Genomic DNA, 21,206 nt, shown 5'->3' with positions numbered 1-21,206 from the left:
GCATCTGCGCAGCATTTATATGCTGCGTATTTATTTTATTAAAGAGTTATATATCTAATGAATTCAGTTGTATTTGATGCAATCAAAGCCCTTCTCGATGAAGGCAAAACCCCTACTGTAGCACTAACTAAAAGCCGTTTGGCGCAACCGGTTCCAATGCCGATGATTATTGCAGCAGTAAGCCAATATAAAAACAATCCTGATTCAATTAATAACTTCATGAGAAACCCACAGCAGTCAGATAATACTGAGCTTAAAACAAGTCAATTAGATAGAATTGAGCAAAAACTCGATAAACTTCTTGCGCTGCTAGAACAAAAATAATTTGAGACTATAAATGTTCGTTGTTGATTTAACTTTTGATTGCTACCAAGACACCACCCTAGAACAAGCCGAACAAGCAATAAATCGCTTAGTAAATGCACTGCGTTTTAATGGTCAAATAATGGGAGAAGAATTTCCAACCGTTTTAAAAGATGGATTTTTTATTACACGCGTAATGTGCCCTACTGAAGATGCAATGCACCCGCTAAATAACAGCCCGTTTGTTAAGCACAGTATCGAAAAGTTACATAGTGCTGGGCTACTTGCGCCAAAAGTAAAAGTGATCGGACAAGATATTCACTCCAACGGCGCTGATTGCTGCAAAGAACCATCAAGTTATATTTTATATACAACCTATGTGCATACGTGCAGCCCGCTTTATTGTGGTGATGACTTTTTGCCTGTGCCGCTATTTCGTATTCCGGCAATTGCTAATGGTGACTATAAAACGCTTATAAAATGGCAAGAAGATTGGCAAGCCTGCGATCAAATTCAAATTAACGGCGCAACCCGTTGTGAATTTCCGGCGCTTGAAGAAATATCGAGTATTAAAAGCGACTTATATAGACGCGGAAAAGACATAACAAAGCGAATTAGTTTTTTAACTAAAAAGCCAACCTATTATTATTTATACCGTGTAGGCGGCGTACATAAAGCGTCTGAACTTGAACGAAAATGCCCTAGTTGTAATGGCGATTGGAAATTACCTGAATCGTGGTTTGGGTTATTCGACTTTAGGTGTGAGCCCTGTGGCTTAGTGTCTAATATATCGTGGGATTTTCAGTAGTTACACTAAATTAATGAGCAACAATAGCCTGGTGCTAACTGCACCAAGCTGATTGTTGAATAGACTCTAAACCTCTAATGCCTTTAAAAAAGCATTAATGTTGGGAGCAAGTACATGGTGTGTGTTTTTGCCAACATGCTCTAAACATACTTCACCAGTGTGCACCAAAACACTCACTAGTAAATCATCTTGATCTGTTAAACCAATAAATACTGTTTCTGGCTGCTTGAGCTTGCGTTTCATTAAAACGTGACCCGTTATATTTTGCTGTAACAAATTAAAGTCTTCTTCGTTCCATGCTTGTAGTAATTCAACCTGGTGCCCATCAATACTTGCTAAAATACTTCCACCGTACATATGTCCGTATAGCTCGCTAAGCGCTTTTGGAAACTCAAGCTCAAGTGCACTGGCTAAATCATTAAGCGAACCTGCAGGTTGCTGACGCGCCCCCTGCCATTGAATGTTTCCTTGCTCGTCAACCTCACCAACTTCACATGGGCTTGGCCATTGCTCGTCGTGCGCAATAAGTGGGTACTTTGCAGTGTTTTTAAGGGTATTTTCGCTAAATTTTTGATGAAGTTGTTCTATAAGCAATGCAACAGACATACTGTGAAACTCATTTAAATTAGATATAATGTCCCCATTGTAACTATTTAAGAGCAAACATGACAGATTACAGCAATTCTCCAGACCTTAAAGGTAGCGTATTAGGCCAATCTACTGAGTATGTAGATGTGTACACGCCAAGCTTGCTTTTCCCTATTGCGCGCAAATTAAATCGTGATGCTTTAAATATTGACGAAGCAGAGCTGCCATTTAAAGGCCAAGACATTTGGACAGGTTACGAGCTTTCATGGCTAAATACTAAAGGTAAACCGCAAGTTGCCGTGGCCTTATTTACCTTTGAATGCCAAAGCAGCCATATTATTGAGTCAAAGTCGTTTAAACTTTATTTAAATAGCTTTAACCAAACCCGATTTGAAAGCATTGATGTAGTAAAACAGCATTTAATTGATGATTTATCAAACGCGGTTAACAGCCCTGTCAAAGTGACTTTATATAATCCTGATGATTACAATTGCTTACCGTGTACAGCGCTGCCAGGTGAATGTATTGATGATTTAGATATTGAGATTAATAATTACGATATTGATGCTAATTCACTTAAAGCAAAGAATGATAACGTAGTAACAGAAACGCTCTACAGCCACTTACTTAAGTCGAACTGTTTAATTACCTCCCAGCCTGACTGGGCAAGTGTGATCATAAGATACACAGGCGAGCAAATATGCCGTGAGTCGTTATTGCGTTATTTAATTTCATTCAGAACACATAACGAATTTCATGAGCAGTGTGTTGAGCGTATTTATAGCGATTTAACAACACAACTTAATATTAAAGAGTTAGAAGTTTACGCGCGTTATACTCGTCGCGGCGGGCTTGATATAAACCCGTATCGCTCTACACATTATAACGATACGCCATTTGCAGTTAAAATTAATCGTCAGTAGGTTATTTTAAACTGGAATATGAGTATAAAAAAAAGGAGCCAAGGCTCCTTTTTTCATTCTTTAATTAATACCAATTCCATTAAGTATGTGATCTAAATTTTACGCAGAAAAAATAATTCAGTTCTAGGCGTAAATTGATGTAAATGGTTGTTCCCTTTGCGAAATTTACAACAAAGAAATGGGTTGTTTTAGCAAGTAAAATAGATCAGCTATTTATTGGAATTGGTATAACTTCGCGCTTAGTGGGTATAGGCATACCACACACATCAACGTAATTATGTGCTTTAACAAACCATGGCTCAACACGGTTTTTACGAGCATTTATTAAGTTTTTAAACACCGATGAGTTTGTTTTCATCACTTTAAATATACTTTTATCGCTTTGTACATCGCCAAGCACTTGTATATTTGTAATTGGGTTAAATGCTTTTCCTTCAGTTGGTATGCGCGCTAAACGGTTAAAATGCTCTATACCCTCTAACACTCGACCAAACACCGTAATGTTTTTATCAAGGTAGCGCGGGCCTTGCCCTATTGTTACAAAAAACTCCGTACTCGCACTATTTATATCGTTGTCGCGCGCCATGGCAAACACGCCACTACAATGCACTTGCCATGTTTGCGTATGTGCTGAGTTTTGAGCTACTGCAAAGCCGTTTAAAAAGCCAGTAACTGGTGCATATCCGTCGCCATTTAGCTCAGTAATTAAAAGTGGTTTGTTTGTTGTTAAATAAAACTCAGCAGGGACTGTTTTATCTGCCGTTTTAATTAACTTTTTACCCGAGCTGTCCCCGCCTTGCGCTACAAAACCTTCAACAAACCGATAAACGCTGGTATTTTTATAAAACCCTTCTCGCGCTAACTTTTTAATATTTTGAACGTGCTTTGGGGCAAGTTGTTCATTAAGCTCAATATACGCATCGCCCGTTGGCAGCGTTACCTTTAAAATATTTTGAGCATCCACTACTCGCCAGTCATTATCTGTTGCACTAGCAATTACCTCACTCGCGCTCAATAAAGGTAGCTCTTGTTTAGCAACATCATCACCTAGTTGTTGAGCACAACCGCTCAATAAAACACTAAGCAGAGCTGGCAATATAATTTTTTTCATCGCTTATATCCTTATAATTATTATAGCTTTGGTTATTCCCAATCAAACTTATATAGCACATCAACATTTTGATATAGGCCGCTCGTTATTTCTATGTATAACTGTGAAAGTAACTGATAACGCACAGCCACTTCACTGAGCGAATCAAATACACCCACGCTATATTTAACTTGTAAGCTGGGTGCTACGTAACCAGATATTTCTACTTTGGTGCTATCACCACTACCTGATGAGCTTAAACTTACATCTGACAACCCAAAGGTTTCACCTACCTTAGAAACAACCCCTTCGCTGCGGCTAACCCCTTGAGAGAGTAATAACTGTGTAAGCATAGCATCGCTTGACGAACTTTCTCCATCACCTAAAGGTTGGCCATTAAGTAAATATGCAAGTGCTTGTGCTTGATCCATCGCAGGCTCAGAAAATATTTTGAGCGTTGGTTGTTCAACATTACCCGTAAGCGTAACCCCTGCAATGACACCATTTGCAGTCGTATCGGGGTTACGTATTGCTTTAATATTTAAAAATGGTTGTTCAATTGAACCGCTAAAACCTACTTGCCCGGTGCTGATTATTAAATCTTGCCCAAAGGCTAAGTAAGTACCTTCAATTAAGTTAAGCTCACCTGTGGCTATAATTGGTGCTCCTTGACTCATTTTTATCGCTAAATCACCCGCAACTTTTGATTCCAAGCCAAACGATTCTACTTTTACATCGTTTTTGACAATCACTTTTAAATCTATGTCGTAATCAAACGGAACTGTTTCGGTGGCCTCGGTTTTTTGATCAACAATAATTTCATCATCGCTAACTTGCACTGCGCCCTCTGGGAGCTCTTCAATCATTATACGACCGTAAGGCACAACTACCTCACCAGCAAGCTTGAGTGCATTATTAGCCAAGCCTATTTTTAAATCCGGCGATACTTTAAAAGTAACCCCTTGCTGCGCACGTACATAAAACTGCTCGCCAACTACCGCCACATTTACAGCAGGTTGCGCACCTTGCCAATCAACGTCACCGGTGAGGTTTATTTTACCGCCCTGGTTGTCGTTTAAGTTGCCTTTTATTGTGGCTGTTGTTTTATCAAACAACACGTTTATATTTGATTTTTGCAGCGCTATAGGCAATTGCTCGCCCTCTAAACTAATATCGCTCACATTAAGCTCGCCATTTAATAATGGATCTTTTAACGTACCTGCTAACGCGACTTTTCCACTAATATCACCTTTTAACTGCTCAAGGGTTTCAAGAAATGGTTGTAAGTCTGAAAGGAGTATTTTATCAATATTAATAGTGCCGTTAAGCGCTTGCGTATTTTGTATGTCGTCAATATCAATTTGTGTGTTTATTTTACCAAGCACACTTGATTCTAAATTAGCTTCAAGCTTGCCAACTTGAGAGTCCGAAAATGCACTAACAGTTAGAGTTTCGATTGGTAATTTAAAACGATCTTCTTCCGAGGTAAGCACCGCTTCTAAGTCGCTAGAATCGATATTTGCACGTAATGTTTTAAGCGCACCACTTTGCCAATTAAGCGCTACATCGCCAGTTATATTACCGCGAGTACGAATGCTATTAGGTAAAAAGTGCTTAAGCTCCTCAAGAGCTAAATTGCTTAGTTTAGCATTTAGCTGACCGAGGTTTTTTGATTGGGCTAAGGTGTCTATGCACAATTTACTTTGCTCAGATGCCCAACAATGTGCACTTACATCAAAGTCGCCACTTTGCGTATTAACCATAATGGCAATATTTTTAGTATTACTAAAACTAAGCTTTTTATCGCTGAGCGTTACATTACTAAGCTCGCCATTCCAAGTGGTATTATTAATTTTGCCATTAACTTCAAACTCTACACTGCCTTGCTCAGCATCTACAGATGCCGTAAGTTGGTGATCTGTTTTGTCGCCGCTAATATCAATTTTAACGCTATTAATTTGCTGTTCGGCTACAAGCGCCGAACCAACACTTACCGAAACATCGGTTTGCCAATCGGCTGCGGTATCTAACTGTCCTTTTACTGATAATTTATTAATGTTTATTTCATCAAAAATAAAGCGATCGAGTATTAGCGCTAAATCAACAGAGGGCGTTAACCTTTCCCCTCTCACTTTTAAATTTGCGTTGCCATCAGCAGTAAATGGAATATTAGCTTTTTCATCACTTTTAAGCGTTACTTTGCCATCAACCTGCCAAGTGTCATCAACTTGCCCGCTTAGTGCTAATTTATTGGTGCCGCTACTTAAATAAAAACTATCAATATTAGCTTTTAACGTGTTGTCGAGCTTAAAGTTTGAGGCAAATTCTAGTGGCACGTCGTTAAGTAATCCGTTTAACTTTGTATTATTCATTTGTAGCTGCCACTTGTCGTCAGCTGCATTAAACGAGCCTTTAAACTGTCCTGAAATATCACTGGTAGCGGCATCAGTTAAGTACTGCGCTTTTAAGTTAGCAAGCGTGCCATTAAAGTAAGCCTGTATGCCTTTTTGCCAATCAACATTGGCTTTTATAGTTGCACTGCTTTCGTTCGCTTTAATGCTTAGCGCTTGTAAAGTTGCTTTGGTGAGACTGCCTTTTAATTGGGTATTTAAGTCAACAGCTGGGTACGCGCCTAATTGGCTATTCCCCTGCAGGCTAAGCTGGTAATCGTCGGCATTACCTTGTGCATTGAGGCTTACATTTCGCACTTTAAGCTCATTACTTTGTGCATCAATAAGCCACTGTTTAATTTTGCCATTTAACTCAAACGGATAGTTTTTTTGCTTTAAATTTGCCGTTGCCGTTAAACTAAGTGGATATTGCCCCTGCGTTTCTAAATTTAAGTTTAGATTTGATAAGTCACCATTCAACTGCAAATTGGCTTGGTGCTCATCACTTTGTAAAACAACATCCCCTTTTACGGGCAAGTTCCCTGCAAGCTCAGCGTTAAGATGCGTATTAAGCTGCCACTGTTCATACTTTGCTGAGAATGACTCTAAATTAATAACCGCATCTTCCACACTTAATTGCAGCGAGATGTTTTCAATAACATGTTGGGCTTCGTTTTGCTCAATCGTAATGTTAGCTATTTCAAAGTCTTCAACAACTAAGTCAAGTGGCGAAGTAAATTCTATATTAGGTAATGCGGGTAGGTGCGTTAAAGGCGCTTGAGTATTTTGCGCCGTTTGTGTTTTCGCATCTTGTTCTTGCTCTTTTAAAGCAACAAGTATGGTGGGAATATTCAGGCTTTTAACCGTCAGCTTTGAACCCTCTGCTTTTGCTGAGAGTTTAAAGTGATTAACGCTTACGTTTGCACTTGGGTGCTCTAGAGTAAATTTATTGATCGCAATGTTTTTTACAGCAATATTAAAAGGTAAGCTGATTTTTTCAAGCGGCTCTGCAGCGGCTTCTTCTTGTGACTCTGCAGTTTTTGGTAATGTTAAATTTATAGATTTAGCACTTAAGTTATCTATACAAATTCCATCGCACTGCCACCAAAACAAATCAATTTTCAATTGTTGTGCATTAAAATCCAAGCCATTGCTAGTAAAGCGCACATTAAAGGCATCATTATAAATAAAACGGCCATCTTTAATTACGATATGTAGTCCATCTACCGCTTTGTTTGCACTATAAGCAATAAATTGATTACCGGGTGCGGTAAATAACAAACAAAATAGTGCAACAACTAACGTGACAAAAATAGCACTTACGGCGGCTGTTATCTTTTTTAATACTGACATTAAATTTCTGGCCCTATGGTAATACTTAAACGTGTGCTTTTACTTTCTTTTGTTAATCCCCAAGCGTGGTCTATACGCACTGGGCCAACGGGTGTTAAATAGCGAAAACCAAAACCAGCGCCTACTTCAAAGTCATCAGAAAAATCATTCGTTGCTGTACCACCGTCAACAAATAAAGCTGCGCGCCAGTTTTGAGCAAACTGATAGTTGTACTCTATTGTACTGGTTAGTAAGTATTTACCACCGATGAGGTCGCCATCATCATTTTCTGGCGATATTGATTGGTACGCAAAACCACGAACACTTTGATCGCCACCTGCGTAAAAACGCAGTGAGTAAGGTACGTTTTCAATATCATCAACAAGCATTGCACCAACATTTGCTTTTAAAAACACTAAATGCTTATCTAAGTATGTACGTAACCACGCATGTTGCATTTGCACCCTAATCAGATTAGTACTCGAAAGCACATCATCTAAACCAAACTCAGCAGATATAAGCCACTGCTCTCCCCAGTATGGAGTCGTGCCGCCTTTTGATTTTTTGCGGGCGTAGCTAATGCCCGGCATTAACATTTCGGTGCTTTCTTCCTCTTCATCACCGATGCGGTAGGTTTCTTGGTCGCGGCGTAAAAATGCAGTACGCACCCACTTATTTTCGGTTAACCATTGGCGCTGAATTTGCCCCGTGAGTATTTCACTGTAGGTATCGTTTGTAAGTTCATCCTCTAATTTATATCCAGCAGAAAAACGCCATAAATCATCATTCGGATCATCAACTGGAATGGTATAAGCCATGGAAATATCTTGCTGCTTTTGCGCCACATTTAAATTAGTTTCGAGATAATGGCCGTCTTCTGTGATCCACGGTTTACTCCATTTAAAACGCACTTTGGGCCCTAAGTCAGTACTAAAACCGCCGCCAATTTCATAGCTATTTGCAGGCTTATGCAACACATCTACCTTAATAGGTACTTGGCTATTTTTACGCGCAGCAATATCGGCGTAAACGCGCACGCTTGCAAAATAAGGGGTGCTTGATAAATCCAAATTATAGTCAGCAATATGTGTTGATTTATAAGGTTGACCCTGAGTAAAAGGCGCAAGCGAGCGTATGTATTTTTCAGCAGGCGTATTACTAGCTATTTTTATATCACCAAACTGGTATCTAACCCCAGTATCAATTACAAAAGTAATAACAGCACTATTTTTATTAAGTGACACTTCTAATTTGCGCGCTGGCCACTTTGCATCAAAATAGCCAAGCTCCAATAGCATAGATTCTATTTTTTTATGAGCAGAGTCGTATCTACCATGATTTAAAACATCACCTTGTTTTAAGTTGGTATTTTTAATTAATGCCTGTAATTGTGGATCATTTTGGCCATCGCCGTTTAGCGTAATATTAATTGCTTCTATGCGAGTTGCAGGACCTCGCTCAACTTTAACAATTAACTCGCTGTCGTCTTTATCATAAATAACCTCGACGGTCGGGCTATAATAACCAAGTGCTTTAATGCTATTTTGTACTTGCTTTTGGGCATAACGACGAAGTGTACGGGTTGGTTTTTCACCAATTAATTGCTTGAGATAAAGGGCTACGTTATTTTCTAAATCACCACTTAACCCTTTAATTTCGTAATCTTCTATGACTTTTTCTGCCGCATAGCTATTTGTCGCAATTAAAGCGCTCACAACACATATGCAACGTAAAAACTTAATAAACAAGTAAATATCCTTACTTTTAATATCTTACATAAAACTGGCTGATTACGCGCATATTAGCATAGCCATAATGAGCAACACATTAACTTAATGACAATCTAATGCGTAAATTTAACTTTGAATAAGTATCAGCATAATTAAAATTAGTACGCGTTAAGACAATATTTTAGTTACAATAGTGCCTACGAATACAAAATTAATTTTAAATGAGTTTTTAATGCAATTCCCTGATGATGATAACGGCCAACTTTTAGCCGAAATAGCCGCTGCTGGCATTGATTTAAATAAAATGCACCAAGTCGATTTTTTTATTTTATTTGAACAAGAAGCCGATGCTGAAAAATTTGCTAAAGAAATAGTCTCTGATGCATTAGTTCAAAAGGCTGAACTTGAAAAATGTAAAGACACTGGCGTTTGGGAAGTAATCACTCAAGTACAAATGGTGCCAGAGCACACCCTTTTAGGCCAAGCTGAGCAATACATTGAAAGCATTGCTAATAGCTTTAATGGATATGGTGACGGCTGGGGATTAATGGACGGTGACGAGGCTTAGTTGCCTTTTAATTGTATTAGTTCAATGTACTCTATCAGTTAAGCTTAGCGGCTTAACTGATTTGCCTTCCTAAAATTGCCTTTATAGTCAAATAGCTTATCAGCCACTTTCCAACCATACTTTTTGCTTTTTCGTGCAATAACAAAATCTGGTGGTACTAATTCAAATTGTGCGCTTACTACTTGCGGTGCAGTTTTAAAATTAATAGGTGTTTGTCCAAGTCCTACTCGTAGACCAAATTGCTTATTAAATATAAATTGCCCGCCCTTATTTGCGAGGTTATATACCTCATCGCAACTTGCGCCATCTTCATCAAAATACGTTACTTTAATAAGTTCATCTTTAATTAGAGTTACCGATAACCCACTACATCGAAGCACAAGTGCGTCTTTTAAGTTTAATGCATTGCGTAACTTATCATCAGGGTCGGCCATTACCGCGCCGCAATCATGGCATTTACGTGCAGCAATATCATTTTGGGCACCGCACTGCTCACATTCTTTAAACCTAAAACGATAATCGCACTGCTCTTTATGCCCATCATCATCTTCTAACAGGCCTTGGCAACGCCTGCCAAAGTGCTCTATTACTTTGCCAGTGGAGTCTGTTTTACCCCAAAATATATTCGCAAACCCACAACCTGGGCAAAGTACCTGCACAGGTTCATTATCACTATCGCCTTTTTTATCACCTACTTCTGGGTGAAATAAATTAAAACCATTGCCAGCATAATCTATTACTAAGCAATCCGTTTTCGATTCAGATAACCTTAAACCTCGCCCCACAATTTGTTGATATAAACTAACTGATTCTGTAGGTCTTAAAATAGCTATAAAGTCGACATGTGGCGCATCAAACCCTGTAGTTAATACCGAAACATTAACTAAATACTTTAATTGCTTAGCTTTAAATTGCTTAATGATTTTATCGCGCTCAGTGTTTGGCGTATCACCTGTGATTAGTGCACTTTGATGAGCTGGCAAGTAGCTTAATATTTCCTGGGCATGCATTACCGTGGCGGCAAAAACCATAACACCTTCGCGCTCTTCACTGTATTGAATTACTTGCTGTAATATAGCCTGCGTTGCGCGCTCACTGTTTTTTAAAAGCGCATTCATGTCATCAGTCGTATATTGCCCAAATGCATTGCTATCTAAGGACGAAAAATCATAATGGCTAATTGCTGCATCAACTTCGTTAGGTGGCGTTAAGTAATTATGTTTGATCATATACCTGAGCGGCAATTCAAAAATACAACTTTTAAACGGACTTTCTTGAGTACCCTTAACAAAACCATGATAATGGTGGTGGTATATCCACCCCATTCCTAACCGATAAGGTGTTGCTGTTAAACCCAATACTTTTAACTGAGGGTTATACTCTTTTAAACTGTTTATTACTTTACCGTACTGACTTTTTTTATCCCCATTTACCCTGTGGCATTCATCAATAATAAGTAATGAATAATGCTCATTTAATTTGTTTAAATTACGAGAAAGTGATTGCACACTGGCAAAGGTTACTTGATGGTTTAATGATTTTTCTTTTAAGCCTGCTGAAAATATACTCGCCTCTAAACCAAAACTTTTATATTTTTGTGAATTTTGCTCTACCAGCTCTTTTACATGAGCAAGCACTAATATTTTTTGCTTAGCTATACGCGCAAGTTCAGCAATAACCAAACTCTTACCTGCGCCGGTTGGTAGTACAATAACGGCAGGATCATTACTCTTTCTAAAGTGTAAAACGGTGCGTTCTACAGCTTCTTGTTGGTAAGGTCTTAGTTTATAGCTCATGGGAAAACAAATAGATTTTAATAAGGGGATTTTAGCAAATTACTGCTATGATATTTAGACTTTGATTATATTTTATTGAGAGGTAAACAAAAAAGAGAAGCCGAAGCTTCTCTTATATTTAGCTTTAGGCTAAAAATTTCTCAAGCTCAACACCTTCAAACGCTTTAGGACGACGGCCACGGCCAGTCCATTCAATAGTCTCACCATTAAGTTCCATACGGTACTTAGGCTTAACTTTAGTGCGCTTGTCTGATGCTCCATCTTGTAAATCTTCTAGCGTAAGTCCTTTTTCTTTTAAAAGATCCAAAACTTCCTGTTTCGCTTTTTGCTGCTGGGTATATTTTGAAATTGCATCATTGATAAGCTGTTGGGCTTTTTCAAGCTCTGTTAATGATGCTGTTTTAATAAAAGATCGGACTTCTTTCATCTATATCTCGCTAAATTGTGTGATTGGAATTATTTAAATATTCTTTTTTAGTATAAGGCTATTTTTCAAAAATAACTACGGCACATAATTTATTAATGTATATAAAATTTATTCATAAAAAAACCGCGATTAAAATCGCGGTTTTTATCGTTCTTATATAAATAACAATTAGAATTTAGTAGTAAAACTCAATTGGAAGTAACGACCAGTTACGTCATAAGCTTCACCAACAGTGTTTATACCTGATGCTCCACTTACTGAACTTTGGTTTGCTACAGGAGGTTGCTTATCGAAAACATTCCGAACTGACAAAGTAACGTCTGTTCCAGCAGTGATGTTATAAGTACCTGATAGATCGTGATAAATAACAGTCGGGAAGCGATTAAACTTGTCTAAAGGGGCTCCCGTTGAAAAATTTTGATTCCCTTCAATATTACTATCATTTGAGCTTGCCCAATACTTCATGCGCCATGATACTGCAAAGTCATCAACTGTATAGCCTAAATTTAAATTTGCACGATTAGTAGGAGTTAATACCTCACCTCTGTAATCAATCTCTTCACCAGATTCAATTGATGTTTCAACATACTCATACAAATGATTCCATATCAAGTCCGCTGATAATTGCCCGAAAGCAAATTCTTGCTTATAACTTAATTCTATATCTAAACCTTTTGTGCTTAAATCATTTTCATTGCTAGTCCCTGAGCTAACTTCTGTCAAGGCACCTCTTGTATCACGTATTGCCCCACCACATGTAGCATCAAAGTCAGATGGATCAACACCATAGCATCGGTTCAATACAGTTGTTCTAGCAGTAGTAGCAATAGCGTCATCTACAGCAATATCGTAGTAGTCAAGCGTTAATGAAAATTCATCTGTTACTTGCCAAATAGCGCCAACGCTAAATGAATCAGATGTTTCTTCTTTTACATCTTCATTACCACCAATATAACCACCAGTGCTCTGACGTTCAATAGTTGTCAAATTGAATGCGCCTTCAGCAGCAACTCTATTAGCCACTTCAGCGATAGAAAGACAATTAGCAGCTACATTTCCTGTAGATGATGCAGTAATTGCATCACAAGGATCTGCAACACCTGAAAAAGTTTCGCCTCTACCACCGAATAAGTCAGCAATATTTGGAGTTCTAATAGCTCGTGCTGCTGATGCTCTTAATTTTACTGTATCTGTAGGAGAGTATTGTACACCTGCATTCCATGTTGTTTGTCCGCCAACAATTTCATGGTCCGAATAGCGAGCGGCTAAATCTAGTTCAACATTTTCTAGAACTGGTAAAACAGTTTCAACAAAAACGTCGTTAGTGTAGAAGCTACCATTTGTAGGCTCAGATTTATTTGTACTTGAAGCACCAGTTTGCGCTAAATCACCTGGAGAGTATGAACCTTTTTCAAGACGATGTTCTGCACCAACAGCTAGCCCAACCATACCACCTTCTAACTCAATTGGTAATTCACCAGAAAGGGTTGTTGAAAATATAAACTGCTCAACTTGACCTTGAGATTTTGCAGGTGATCTTACATATGCAACGGCTTCATCAGACAAAGTTCCTGCACCGAACAAATCTAAAGGCACACACCCTTGAAGTACTGCTAAATCATTAGAACATTGAACGTTACCTTCTGCATTAGTATATACATCTAATGCATTTGCAGCACGTTCAACATTTATTTGACCACCATTTTCTTGGCGCTGGTCAGTTTTACCCCATGAGATATAAGAGTTTAAAAGCCAGTTGTCATTAATTTCCCAATCTATACCTGTCGCAATACGAATAGTATCACGCTCTAAATCTGTTGAGCGAGCACCAAACTCAACCATACGGCGAACTAGCGTTGGGATATTATCATCCATTGTCAAATCAGGATTATCAGACATTAAATTTTGGCGTAAAAGATCTGGAACTAAAGGGCTTCCCAGCTTAATACCACCAACGCCACCACGTGAAGGTAGATATACATCATCCGTAGTGAAAGGAGTCGGTTCAATAGTCGAGTTGTATGTTTTAGATGAATTCCAGTTTACTTCCGTGAAAGAGTGAACACTATCTGAAATATCTTGTTTAAAGTTAACTGCTGCGTATTTACGCTCAAGCGGAGTCACTAACTGTCTGTAAGATGCACGATTGAATGAATTCTCATCACCTACATATGGTGTACCATCTGCATTATATCCGCCAACACGGCCTTGAGGTGGGTATGAAGAGTTTTGAACACCTACATATTCACCACCTTCATCATTCAAAAATATAGCTTCATCATACCTTGAGAAGTCTCGATCGGATGACTTCAAACCCTTATCATCATCATATCCAGCAGCAATTGTTACACTACCTGAATCCCAGCTATTACCAGCAGTAAGGTTTAAAGAATATTTTTCGCGATCAGATTCATCTGAAACACCTGTTTGAGCGTTAACTTCAACACCTTCAAAATCGCTTCGCGTAATTATGTTCACAACACCAGCAACAGCATCTGAACCATAAACTGCTGAAGAAGCACTTTTAAGAATATCAATACGTTCAATCATTGATGCTGGTATTGCATTTAAGTCAACCGCATAACCGCTTGAAGGAGAAACACCTGATACAAAGCGACGACCATTCACTAACACTAAAGTTCTTGAGGAACCTAAGTTGCGTAAAGACGTAGTGTTAAGACCAACACCTGTAGTACCGAATGCACTATTTGATTGATTTGAACCAGCGATAGTGACCGGAGATTGATTCAAAACATCGGCTACATTCAATGCGCCCATTTGAATAATATCGCTTCGGCCAATTGATGTAATTGGTACAGTTGTTTCAATATCAGTTCGCTTTATGCGTGAACCAGTAACTTGAATACGCTCTACTTTTTCTACACCTTCGTCAGCAGCTATCGAGTTTGCAGAAAATACAGCTGTAGATGCCGCGCCAAAAGCTATCGCTAAGCGAACAGCTTTTGAAACTTGATTATTTAACATTGGATTCTCCCTAGAATATTTTTTAATTATTTTGTTTTCAAAACGGTCTGCAATTCATCACAGTACCTATTTCGGTTTGAATAGTAGGCCCAACTCAAGCAAAAGGTCAACACTTTGACAACGAAAAAACACATTAATTTACAACAACTTAAAGAAACAAAAAACTAACACATTGCGATATCATCACCATTAACCAAAGAGCAATATTCCACTTTTTGGTGCTATGCTAATAAAATGAAATTAAATGTAAGCAAAACTTGAAAGTGAATTAACATTTGTAGATTATGGTGTTCCTAACAAACAAAGGAATTGCTATGAAAACTCGCCTCGTATGTATTTTAATACTCACTATCTCATTCTCGGCTTTCGCTGACTTAAAAGAGCTTCCGGAAGAATTTTCAGATTTTAGTTTAAATAGAGATATTACTGTCTCATATGATGACTTAGATACTCTTCTAAGTTTTACTGTAATTGATACTGGAGCATCAGATCGTTCCAAACTAAATTCTCAAGCCTCCATCGGTACAAGAATGAAGTCGCATAAAAATAACGACACAGCATTAGAAGCAAATCGTTTCTTCTTTGAAGAAGTAACAAAATCAGAGATTAAAGACGGTTTTTATAAGATCAGAGTTAGCCTAGAAAGTCTGCCAAATGAAATCTCACTTAACGAACTCAGCCTTGATGAGCAACTTGCTTATTGGTTAAACCTTTACAATACAGCCATGTTAGAAAAACTAATCACACACTATCCTATTCGCGATACAGAAGATTTACTCTTTGGCAGCAATTCAATTTTAGAGGATGAGTTTTTAAATGTTGCTGGCCATAAACTTTCTTTAAACGATATACAACAAAATATTGTTTTTAAAAAGTTTGGTATAAAAAAACCAATAGTTATGTATGGGTTTTATCAAGGAAATATAGGAAGTCCTAACATTCGTGCCGAAGCATATAAAGGAAACAAGGTTTATCATCAATTAGTTGAAAACGCTGAAGAATTCGTCAATTCAAATAGAGGAACTAGTATCAAGCGAAAAAATCGCCTTTATGCTTCTAAGTACTATGAGCAAGTTAAACCATTATTCGAAAACTTCGAGAAAGATTTACGAGAGCACCTAAAAGACTATGCAAACCCGCCAATGAGCTCTGATATAAAATATGCTAAGAGCTTTAAAATAGGTATTGAAGATTGGAGAATCACTGATATTTATGGCACAGAGCGAAAGTTTGGTGGCGCAGCGTCAACAAATCCTGCCGCCATGCTCAATGCTGTTGCAAATAACTCATCAAAACCAATAGGAGCTGATGGCGCAGGTTCAGGACTAGGTGCTGTTAACATAAGCTTTTTATCTAATTCTATTTCGGAGAAAACGATGGACTTTGGCCGCTTTTCTCCAGAAATGCTCGAAAAAATTAGAGCTCTCAAGCTAAAAGAAACTGATAATAGTGGCTCTGTAAAAATAAAAGACCTTTAATAAATTTTATTATTTAACTTTAAAAAACACCCTGTTAACATGGTACGAAAAATAGGGTGTTTTATGTCTAACTTTCTTAACTCTGCGCTCGCTGCTTATAATTCACGCCAATATAACCAAGCTATTCTTTTTTTAAACAAATGTGATATTAAAACTGTTGATTGGTATATTTTACTTGCCGCTACATATAGCGCACTTAACCAAAATGAAAATGCCGAACAAACATATTCTTACGCAGTAAATAAGTTTCCTTCATCCCTCCCTCTAATTGAAAACTATACAAACTTGCTGTGCAGAACTGCTAAACATTCGTTATGTTTAAACTTTTTAAAAAACACAAGATATTTGGCATTAAGCAAAAAGGTATCTCTGAATTTTATAGAAAGCTTGATCAAAACCAACCAGTTGTTACAAGCAAAAAAGGAACTTTCTAAAACCGTATCTGATGAAACCTTAAAAGAGAGATATCACTGGTTAAAGCTTGAATTACTAGAACGTTTGGGTGACTTAGAATTAGTTGAAAGCTATTATCTGTCTTTACCTGCCGATTTAAAAAATCAATTTTTATTTAAATATAAACGTGCTTGTAATTTTCGCAATATGGGTAAATTTGACAATGCTTTAGATATATTTTTAATGCTAAGCGATAAGCAGAACAAGTATAGCCCCGAGGTTAACTTTTTGATTGGCTGTACTTACTATGATTTACTAAAGTTTGAGCTCTGTGAGCAGTATTTAAAACGATGTCTTGAACAGGCTCCTAACTATATACCTGCGCATGAGTGTTTAAATAAATTATACTGGGATCGTGCAAACAAATCAGCCCTTATGAGCTCCTACAATAGTACATTCTTAAATCATGCTAAAAACCCACAACTAGTTCAATCACAACTAGCTCAGCTTTTACATTTTAAAGATTTTAATCAAGCCCTTGATGTATCTTCACAAGCAATTAGGCTCTTCCCTGATAACTTAGACATAAAACATGCTCATGGCATCATTTTAGGTAAGCATGGGCAAAGTGATAAAGCATTCATTATATTAGATGAGCTTGTATCACAGGCTCCCCAATCAGCAAGATATAGTGTAGATTTGGCAAACTACTGTATTGAAAATTTTGAATATAAAAAAGCAATATTGCACTTAAACACTGCAGTTAAACACAACCCTTTTAATCAAGAAATCTGGGCTTATTTATCCACAGCTTGGCGCTTAGCTAAAGACGATAAATATCATTGGTTAACTAATTACGATATGTTTGTTAAAACAATGGCTCTACCTACGCCTAAAGGCTACAAGTCGTTTGACTCTTTTGGGAAGGAACTCAAGGAACTATTACTTACTCTACACACTAAAGAACAAGACCCGCTTGACCAAAGTGTTAGAAGAGGAAGTCAAACTGAAGGACACTTACTCTATCGCTCAAATACGTTACTCTCATTATTTAAGCAGTCAATGGAGTCATGTATATCTACTTACTTAAATGATTTACCAGCAGATAGTATGCACCCATTAACGGCAAGAAATAGCCTAAACTTTACTGCCAAAGGCAGCTGGTCAGTAAAACTAGAAAATGGAGGATATCATGCCAATCATATTCATCCTCACGGTTGGTTGTCAGCACCCAGCTATATTTCTATACCTGATGAAATGAGTAAAAATGATCCACTTAAAAATGGCTGGTTAAAGTTAGGAGAAACATGTCTTGATCTAGGAAAAAGAGAATCAATAGATCGCGAGATATGCCCTGAAAGTGGACAAATTATCATTTTTCCTAGCTATATTTGGCATGGCACAAATGAGCTTAAAAGCGATAGACCTCGCTTAACAATACCTAGCGATATTATGCCAATTGGTTAATCTAGTTGATTGAAATTCAAACTAGTGCTATAAAAATAAACAAAAACAAAGGATTGATCATGATAAAATGCTTGCTACTTATAATCGCTATTGTTTTTATTCCAGTGAAAGCTGAAGAATTCTCTTTACCCGAAGAGTTTTCAGATTTTGGCTTAAATAGGGATATAAGCATATCTTATGAAGACCTAGACCAACTTCTAGAGTTAACCGTTATTGACATGGGCTTATCTGATAGGACTATTCTAAAACCAATAGTAGGTAATGGCACAAGGTTACGGTCTAATAGAGACAGAGATACGGCTTTAGAGGCTAACCGCTTTTATTTCGAAGAAGTTGTAAAATCGGATATTAAGCTAGGTTTTAAAGTAATTCGCCAAAGCCTAGAAAAAGTACCTGAAGAAGTCCCTTTAAACGCATTAACCTTAGATGAGCAATTAGCTTATTGGCTAAACTTATATAATACAGCCATTATTGAAAAGTTAATTGAACATTACCCAGTTCGAAATGCAAAAAAATTACTCGAAGGTGAAAGCTCAATACTAAACGATAAATTTATAAATGTTTCAGGCCATACCTTGTCACTTAATAATATTCAACATGATATCGTTTTTAAGAAATTTGGGAATAAGAAAATAGTAATGTATGGCTTCTATCAAGGGATAATCGGAAGTCCGAATTTACGTAACGAAGCTTACACAGCTGATAAGGTATATAAACAACTTTCAGGTAATGCTGAAGAGTTTGTAAACTCCAACCGAGGCGTTCAAGTTAAAAGAAATCGTCTAAACGTTTCTATTTTTTATGATCAAGCAAAAATTTTATTTCCTGACTTTGAGAACGATCTACTAAAGCATATTTTAAACTATTCTGATTCTTCTATTAACTCACAAGTAGAAGATTCGGAAGAATTAATTCTAGCTATTGAGGACTGGAATGTAACCGACATATACGGCACTGAGCGCTCATTTGGTGAGGGTAATGCCACCAACAAAGCGGCCTTACTAAATGCTGTAGTAGGCAATAGTAACGTGCCTGGTGCAGGCGCTATGAATCTTAGCTTCCTAAGCGATATGTTATCCTCTAAAGTTAGCTCTCAATCTCGCTTTTCACCTGCTGTATTAGACAAAATTAATCAGCTTCGTCTCAAGAAAAAAATCAATAGTAGTAGTGTTAAAATAAAAGACTTACCCACTAAATAATTAAATTGTATTCAGCGCTCTATTGAGTGCTGAATACTCTCAGTGATTAATCTAATACATTATTAAACTCTTCAAAATCAGAAATAGATAAGCTTTCTTTAATATATCTACTGAAATTTTTATATCTTCCCGATGAAGATGTATAAAGAGGCTTTCTCACCTGCCAAACACTAGCAGTACTTACAATATTTTTTTGTTGATGAAATAAACCGCTTTCACCTTGATATTTTACGCCTAAAAATTCGAACAGAGGCAATAATACCCCCTCGGGCTTTGAAACAAGTTCATCATAATTGACTGTAAAAATATCATTAGGATACTTTTTTAGCCAATGTGCTTTAACACGCTGCTGCGCTTTATGATAGTGCACTGTATCATTCAGTGCGGTCGCATAATTCAAACTTGGGCCTAAATGTTGAAAGTAAGCTGATAAACTGTTATCTCTAATATCGCGCTGTGTCCAAATAACTTTTGCTTCAGGGTACATCATTTTAATTATATCAATGTATAAGTAGTTCTCAGGCCGTTTATCAGTAACAAGACTACTTTTTCCCGCTCTTAACTTTAATTCTTTCTCATAACCTTGCTGAAATAATGTTGAGTTAACCGTGCTTGACAGCACTTTAGGCTTATCAATTAGATTGAATAGTTGCTTATGCAAGTAATCAATCTCTCCTCCATTGCTAATCACCTCAGAAGTGCAAATTATTTGTTCTATTAAGGTTGAACCAGACCTAAACATGCCACAAATAATAATTGGAAAAATATCGCCAGTCTTACTTTTTACGTTACTAAGCTCTCTTGCTAGTGTGTTACTTACTTGATGTTCGATATCAACCCTGTTGTATTGCGGGATATATTTTCGATTAAAACTATTGGCTTTAGTATAATAAGACCATGATTTTTCATAATCTTTGCTATCGTCAAAGGCTTTCCCAAGCGCATAATACATATCAGCTTTTAATACATCATCTTCTGTAGCTTCTAAAATAGATAGGCTTTTTAGTTCGTATTCTAACGCTTCTTTTTTATTAAATGTTTGTATATCAGCAATTCTCGCATGCGCCAGACCATATAAAGGATTTATCTTTAATACCTGATTAAAGCTCTTTAAACAGTTTTGCTTATCACCAAGCTGCTCATATATATTAGCAAGATTAAAATAGGCATTAATTTTATTTGGTTCAACTGTAATTGCCTGCTGTAAATAATTAGTCGCAGTCCCATAATCAATTAAAAGCTCAGAGTAGACGGATGCTAACTCCACATAAGCGGTATATATGTCGTGGTAACCAAGCTCGATAGCTGCTAAGAAAGATGTACTTGCAAGAATACCATTGCCATCTTTTTTTGCCATTTCACCCAATTGAAAATACGACATTGCGCTATCCGGTACTATTTCAGTGTATTTTTTAAGTAAGTCTATTGCTAAAGAGAATTCATTACTGGCGGCATATAACTGACAAAGAGTATTTACATAATCGAATTTTTTGGGGACTATTGAAATGAGTCTTCTACAAACTTCCTTACTTTTTAGTAAATCTCCTTCATTCATAGCTACTTTAAACAATACAGCTAAAGCTTGCTCATTAACTTCAGGGTTGTCGCATAAACCTTCTAGGGTTGCTTTTCCTGCCACAATCTTTCCACTATTCAATTGCTGTATTGCAAACAGTAAACTTTCTTTTACCGATTTCATTTTTTCCCCATAAAAAAAGCGAGCCTAAGC

At 37.3% G+C, this 21,206-nt stretch carries 15 protein-coding genes; 7 read left to right on the top strand and 8 right to left on the bottom strand.

Features of this window, described 5'->3' with window-relative positions:
* The first annotated feature begins 57 nt into the window (after positions 1-57).
* On the top strand, positions 58-324 hold the full coding sequence (locus H5126_RS15775) for a hypothetical protein (protein ID WP_007378199.1): 267 nt from the start codon (positions 58-60) through the stop codon (positions 322-324).
* A 13-nt stretch (positions 325-337) separates the two neighbouring features.
* Complete coding sequence (locus tag H5126_RS15770) at positions 338-1,111, top strand: Zn-ribbon-containing protein (protein WP_182721050.1); 774 nt, start codon at positions 338-340, stop codon at positions 1,109-1,111.
* A gap of 66 nt (positions 1,112-1,177) precedes the next feature.
* Here the strand turns inward: H5126_RS15770 and syd are convergent, their stop codons facing one another.
* On the bottom strand, positions 1,178-1,717 hold the full coding sequence (gene syd, locus H5126_RS15765; protein WP_182721049.1) for a SecY-interacting protein: 540 nt from the start codon (positions 1,715-1,717) through the stop codon (positions 1,178-1,180).
* A 59-nt stretch (positions 1,718-1,776) separates the two neighbouring features.
* Here syd and queF point away from each other — a divergent pair, with 59 nt between their 5' ends.
* Positions 1,777-2,622, top strand: a complete 846-nt coding sequence (queF, locus tag H5126_RS15760) for an NADPH-dependent 7-cyano-7-deazaguanine reductase QueF (protein ID WP_008169292.1) — start codon at positions 1,777-1,779, stop codon at positions 2,620-2,622.
* A 205-nt stretch (positions 2,623-2,827) separates the two neighbouring features.
* Here queF and H5126_RS15755 read toward each other — a convergent pair whose 3' ends face one another.
* From H5126_RS15755 to H5126_RS15745, 3 genes are read right to left on the bottom strand one after another with little or no spacing between them, the layout of a single operon-like run.
* Entirely contained in the window at positions 2,828-3,733 is a 906-nt protein-coding gene (locus H5126_RS15755) for a peptidylprolyl isomerase (RefSeq protein ID WP_182721048.1), read from the bottom strand.
* A gap of 32 nt (positions 3,734-3,765) precedes the next feature.
* Complete coding sequence (locus tag H5126_RS15750) at positions 3,766-7,455, bottom strand: translocation/assembly module TamB domain-containing protein (RefSeq protein WP_182721047.1); 3,690 nt, start codon at positions 7,453-7,455, stop codon at positions 3,766-3,768.
* Entirely contained in the window at positions 7,455-9,182 is a 1,728-nt protein-coding gene (locus H5126_RS15745; protein ID WP_024597664.1) for an autotransporter assembly complex family protein, read from the bottom strand. The genes H5126_RS15750 and H5126_RS15745 overlap by 1 nt, the downstream gene beginning before the upstream one ends.
* Positions 9,183-9,396: 214 nt before the next feature.
* On the opposite strand from H5126_RS15745, the gene H5126_RS15740 reads away from it, so the two are divergent.
* Positions 9,397-9,732, top strand: coding sequence for a ribonuclease E inhibitor RraB (locus tag H5126_RS15740; RefSeq protein WP_002958248.1), 336 nt, complete (start codon positions 9,397-9,399; stop codon positions 9,730-9,732).
* Positions 9,733-9,776: 44 nt separating this feature from the next.
* On the opposite strand, the gene H5126_RS15735 is transcribed toward H5126_RS15740, so the two are convergent.
* From H5126_RS15735 to H5126_RS15725, 3 genes are all read right to left on the bottom strand, one after another.
* Positions 9,777-11,528: a DEAD/DEAH box helicase gene (locus H5126_RS15735; protein ID WP_182721046.1), complete on the bottom strand. Its 1,752-nt coding sequence runs from the start codon at positions 11,526-11,528 to the stop codon at positions 9,777-9,779.
* 124 nt (positions 11,529-11,652) lie between these two features.
* Positions 11,653-11,955: an H-NS family nucleoid-associated regulatory protein gene (locus tag H5126_RS15730; RefSeq protein WP_002958250.1), complete on the bottom strand. Its 303-nt coding sequence runs from the start codon at positions 11,953-11,955 to the stop codon at positions 11,653-11,655.
* A gap of 168 nt (positions 11,956-12,123) precedes the next feature.
* A complete protein-coding gene (locus tag H5126_RS15725) occupies positions 12,124-14,940 on the bottom strand; it encodes a TonB-dependent siderophore receptor (RefSeq protein ID WP_024597662.1) in 2,817 nt (938 codons plus the stop codon).
* A gap of 314 nt (positions 14,941-15,254) precedes the next feature.
* Here H5126_RS15725 and H5126_RS15720 point away from each other — a divergent pair, with 314 nt between their 5' ends.
* From H5126_RS15720 to H5126_RS15710, 3 genes are all read left to right on the top strand, one after another.
* Positions 15,255-16,418, top strand: a complete 1,164-nt coding sequence (locus tag H5126_RS15720; protein WP_182721045.1) for a DUF547 domain-containing protein — start codon at positions 15,255-15,257, stop codon at positions 16,416-16,418.
* Between the two features lie 63 nt (positions 16,419-16,481).
* On the top strand, positions 16,482-18,278 hold the full coding sequence (locus H5126_RS15715) for a putative 2OG-Fe(II) oxygenase (protein WP_182712749.1): 1,797 nt from the start codon (positions 16,482-16,484) through the stop codon (positions 18,276-18,278).
* A gap of 5 nt (positions 18,279-18,283) precedes the next feature.
* Complete coding sequence (locus H5126_RS15710) at positions 18,284-19,477, top strand: DUF547 domain-containing protein (RefSeq protein WP_139015382.1); 1,194 nt, start codon at positions 18,284-18,286, stop codon at positions 19,475-19,477.
* A gap of 46 nt (positions 19,478-19,523) precedes the next feature.
* On the opposite strand, the gene H5126_RS15705 is transcribed toward H5126_RS15710, so the two are convergent.
* Positions 19,524-21,176, bottom strand: a complete 1,653-nt coding sequence (locus tag H5126_RS15705) for a tetratricopeptide repeat-containing sulfotransferase family protein (protein ID WP_024597658.1) — start codon at positions 21,174-21,176, stop codon at positions 19,524-19,526.
* Between the last annotated feature and the right edge of the window lie 30 nt (positions 21,177-21,206).

The sequence above is a fragment of the Pseudoalteromonas sp. SG45-3 genome, assembly GCF_014164075.1.
In the GTDB taxonomy this organism is placed as follows: Bacteria; Pseudomonadota; Gammaproteobacteria; order Enterobacterales; family Alteromonadaceae; genus Pseudoalteromonas; species Pseudoalteromonas distincta.
This window is presented reverse-complemented; position numbering and strand designations above follow the sequence as displayed.